This is a genomic window from Trinickia sp., assembly GCF_051961175.1.
Classification (GTDB): Bacteria; Pseudomonadota; Gammaproteobacteria; order Burkholderiales; family Burkholderiaceae; genus Trinickia.
The window spans coordinates 1-2,384 of sequence record NZ_JBQCDN010000058.1 but is presented as its reverse complement, the minus strand read 5'-3'; the positions used below and the strand labels follow the sequence as shown (position 1 = coordinate 2,384).

Annotated in this window: 4 protein-coding genes and 1 pseudogene; 3 read left to right on the top strand and 2 right to left on the bottom strand. The window is 60.2% G+C overall.

Features of this window, described 5'->3' with window-relative positions; all coding sequences use genetic code 11:
* Positions 1–163: 163 nt before the first annotated feature.
* On the top strand, positions 164–502 hold the full coding sequence (gene fdxA / locus ACTHL0_RS03395; protein ID WP_440565180.1) for a ferredoxin FdxA: 339 nt from the start codon (positions 164–166) through the stop codon (positions 500–502).
* 214 nt (positions 503–716) lie between these two features.
* On the top strand, positions 717–911 hold the full coding sequence (locus ACTHL0_RS03390) for a hypothetical protein (protein WP_440565179.1): 195 nt from the start codon (positions 717–719) through the stop codon (positions 909–911).
* Positions 912–973: 62 nt separating this feature from the next.
* Here ACTHL0_RS03390 and ACTHL0_RS03385 read toward each other — a convergent pair whose 3' ends face one another.
* Both ACTHL0_RS03385 and ACTHL0_RS03380 read right to left on the bottom strand, forming a co-directional pair.
* Complete coding sequence (locus tag ACTHL0_RS03385) at positions 974–1,564, bottom strand: dimethylsulfonioproprionate lyase family protein (RefSeq protein WP_440565178.1); 591 nt, start codon at positions 1,562–1,564, stop codon at positions 974–976.
* A 15-nt stretch (positions 1,565–1,579) separates the two neighbouring features.
* Positions 1,580–1,708 (bottom strand): annotated as a pseudogene (locus ACTHL0_RS03380) (4Fe-4S dicluster domain-containing protein); the annotation flags it as partial.
* 247 nt (positions 1,709–1,955) lie between these two features.
* On the opposite strand from ACTHL0_RS03380, the gene ACTHL0_RS03375 reads away from it, so the two are divergent.
* A partial coding sequence (locus ACTHL0_RS03375; protein WP_440565177.1) for a DUF3422 family protein occupies positions 1,956–2,384 on the top strand: 429 nt, incomplete at its 3' end.

Below are 2,384 nucleotides of genomic sequence, written 5' to 3'. Positions count from 1 at the left end.
TTGGCACGTCATACCACCCCCCACACTGCCGGTGCGACGACGTAACCCGCACTGGCCATCGATACCAACGTATGATCGAGGCTTCCGTTGCGGTTCGGGCTGTCGCTCACGGCAGCCCGCGCCTCGTGCTCCTCAGTCGCATGTCGCCTTGCCGGGAGGCTCAATGGCTTACGTCGTAACCGAAAACTGTATCCGCTGCCGCTATACGGATTGCGTTGAAGTGTGTCCAACCGACTGCTTTCGCGCCGGTCCCAACTTTCTCGTGATCGACCCCGATGAGTGCATCGATTGCGGCGTCTGTGTTCCAGAGTGTCCAGCAGATGCCATCTCATCGGAGGAGGACCTTGCCGATAGCCAGCGCTCCTTCGTCGAATTGAATGCTTCCTTGGCGAAGCAATGGCCTGTCATCATCAGCAGGCAAGCGCCGCTGCCCGACGCCGACGATTGGAAAGCGATACGCGACAAGCTTCAGCACCTCGTCACCGAACCCGTTGCCGGCTAGCGCCATTGCACGTCGCAGGCATATCTTGAGAATGTATGCCCGAAACCTCCTGATTCCCGGCCGGATCCTTCCTTGCACGCACAACGTTGTGCGTTTACGTCGCTTGCGAAGGAACGGCCGTGCCTCAAGAATATCGAATGCCCCTTCGGATGAGTGGGATGCGCTATCCATGCAGCCCATCCAAAGGCCACTAACCCCTTCACTTATATCGAGCATGTCCGGAATCGACAACCATCAGGTTCATTTCCAGGGCCCCGCCACACGCACCGGCGTCGAACCCGCAAACAAACACGAAAAGCGGCGGCCTTCGTCCTACGCGACGCTACTCGAAGCGCCCCTGTCGTCGATCGTCAGCAACGTGCCCGACCGGGCAGACGTTACGTCGAGCGCCATCCTCGGCTATAACTGATCGCCGAACGGCAAGATCCGCACCGCGCCGCCGCTGACCCTACGCACCGGCGCGGGCATCGGTTACATCTTCAAGCACCACAAAGTCAGAAGCGGGTTGTCGTCGGAGCGCACTGCATGAACCGCCCCCGGCGCGTTATGGATTCCGCCACCGATCCCCGGCGAAAGCCAAGGCCCTCGGTCCTTACGGAATTGACCTGAACTCATCAGCACATAGGCTTCCTCAGGCGGATGGCTGTGATCGGGGTAGCGAACATCGGGCTTCATCACCAGCAAACCCAGTTGAAGATCGGGCCGATCCTCGATGCCGCCTGGGCCGCAAATCATGCCGTTCGCGTGGCCCTCGAGAAAATTGTCGCTAGCGTTCGCGACGGTCGTCCGCCGAAACCAGCCGATGAACGGCTCGAGCGCTTTGATGCTTCTCGCGACTTGGCCGAATGCATCCTGGGCGCTCAGGTATGGCTCGAGCGCTTGATCGAGCCATTCGCACGCGGGAAAGCGCTCGCGTTTGTCGAAGCGAAAATCGCCGTGTTGATCGAGGCGGGAAAATACCTCGACCGCCAACGCACGCGCCTCTTCCGAGAGCGTCTCGGCCGCGAAGAGGACACGCGCCGCGTCGATGAAGGCCTGTATCTCTTTGGGGCGTGCTTGCATTTGGATTTCCTCGCTCTACATGTTCGCGTAGTTCGGCCCACCGCCGCCTTCGGGCGTGACCCATACGATGTTCTGGGTCGGATCCTTGATGTCGCACGTCTTGCAGTGCACGCAGTTCTGGGCATTGATGACGAGGCGATCGGCCGATATCGTCGGCTCGTCGTTTGGTTGAACCGGTCGCGCAACAAAATACGTACCGGCCGCTTTCATCGTAAGCCGCAGCCAACATGATACCGTCGGACATAAATGACCCATATGCTGCACACCACGCCGAGTTTGTTATTTTCGGCACAATCACGCGCCGACGCATAGAAGTCGCCACTGTCGACCTCGTCTCCCCACTAGTCATATTGCCGCGCTACACTGTCGCGCCCAGCCATCGATACGCCCCATGTTCTCGTCGCTCAATCATCCGCTCAGAGACCCGCTCTCGAAGGAACTGCACGCCCGTCCGTTTCTCAGGATCGACGGCCCCGCGTCATTGAGCCATCTCGCCATTTACTCGGAGCGCGACGAGGACATCCACGGCCGCCTGCTGGCGACGTTGGCCGCCGCCATGGGGCTGCCTGAGCCGGTGCCGCATCACAATCACTACACGGCGAAAAAGGGCGACTGGCAAATCAAGTGGGAGAAACACACCGAGTTCTCCACGTTCACGTTCGTCAATACAGGCATCACAGGCGAGCAAGACGATCTGTTCCGCGGCACCGCCATGCGGGATCTCCCCGATTCGTGGCTCGCCTTGCTGAAAGAAAGCGTCCTCGTCGCCGTTCATGCGGAGCTACGCTGCGGCGAGCACGCCGAGCAAGCCCGCGAACGC

Coding starts and splice junctions, on each gene's coding strand:
- fdxA (WP_440565180.1), top strand. CDS start 164: ATGGCTTACGTCGTAACCGAAAACTGTATCCGCTGCCGCTATACGGAT.
- ACTHL0_RS03390 (WP_440565179.1), top strand. CDS start 717: ATGTCCGGAATCGACAACCATCAGGTTCATTTCCAGGGCCCCGCCACA.
- ACTHL0_RS03385 (WP_440565178.1), bottom strand. CDS start 1,564: ATGCAAGCACGCCCCAAAGAGATACAGGCCTTCATCGACGCGGCGCGT.